General features: G+C 41.6%; 1 protein-coding gene and 1 pseudogene. One reads left to right on the top strand and one right to left on the bottom strand.

Features of this window, described 5'->3' with window-relative positions; genetic code table 11:
- The first annotated feature begins 178 nt into the window (after positions 1-178).
- Positions 179-754 (top strand): nucleoside triphosphate pyrophosphohydrolase family protein, encoded by a 576-nt coding sequence (locus tag AB4496_RS17900; RefSeq protein ID WP_009846922.1) that lies wholly within the window; start codon positions 179-181, stop codon positions 752-754.
- A gap of 136 nt (positions 755-890) precedes the next feature.
- Here AB4496_RS17900 and AB4496_RS17895 read toward each other — a convergent pair.
- Positions 891-962, bottom strand: a pseudogene (locus tag AB4496_RS17895) (GNAT family N-acetyltransferase); the annotation flags it as partial.

Here is a 962-nt window from a genome sequence, read left to right as displayed (position 1 = left end):
CATTAATATTTGGTATATTAAGAAGAGTAAAGTGTAAAAAAACATAATAATCAATTGGTTTGTATGCAAAATACCTCATTGGTCCAATGAATAAAAGTCGACTTCTTCGACTTTGCGTTAGCACCCTATTCCTAGCTTTGGTAAAATAATCCATTAACGAAACAGAATGGATAGGAAAATGAACCTTTCTCAACTAAGCCAAGAAATCTACGATCACCTTTACCGCGACATTGAAGAGTTCCGCAGTACTTTTGATCTGCCTGTTGCTGCTCCTGAAACAATGGACGAAAAAGGCGATACGCTACATACCTCTCTAGCGATCGAAGAACTAACAGAACTTGCAGAAGCTGATTCTAAAATCGAACAAGCGGACGCTATCGTAGACAGCGTTTATGTTTTGATGGGACGTCTGGTTCACCTTGGCCAAGCTAAGGTTGAAGACAACCTAGCAATCAGTTACCTGATCGACCTGCTATTGAATGTTTCTAAAAACCGCTCAATTGACTTCTTACCTTGCTGGGACGAAGTACACTCAAGCAACATGAGCAAAGTATGTCGAAACGAAACTGAATACGCTGAAACAGAAGCTTTCTATGCTGAGCAGAACATCAAGCTGATGGCGGTTCAAAAAGGCGAATACATCATCGCTAAGTGTGCGGAAGATTTCGTATCTGAGGGCAAGACAGTTCGCCAAGGTAAAGTACTAAAATCTGTACACTACCGTCCTGCGAACCTTGAGCCACTAACGGTTTAAGTATGGCTACAACTGAAGCACTTTAAAGCCTCAGTTGACTGAAATCGAAAACGCCACGTTATTTTAACGTGGCGTTTTATTATCTATTAGAAAGCTCTAGCTGTGTTAATTGGAGCCGTGTATTAGAAGCAGAACACTATACCAGTCGAGCCATATGATAAGCCGCCACATATTCGCCATTTCTGAAAGCGAACCCAGCCGACTCTCC

The sequence above is a fragment of the Vibrio sp. 10N.222.46.A1 genome (assembly GCF_041473595.1).
Taxonomy (GTDB): Bacteria; Pseudomonadota; Gammaproteobacteria; order Enterobacterales; family Vibrionaceae; genus Vibrio; species Vibrio tasmaniensis_A.
Note: the sequence above shows the minus strand (reverse complement) of the source record. Positions and strands in the feature narration are given on the sequence as shown.

Bases quoted from the DNA above. Each gene is read 5' to 3' on its own strand.
- AB4496_RS17900 (WP_009846922.1), top strand. From the start codon at position 179: ATGAACCTTTCTCAACTAAGCCAAGAAATCTACGATCACCTTTACCGC.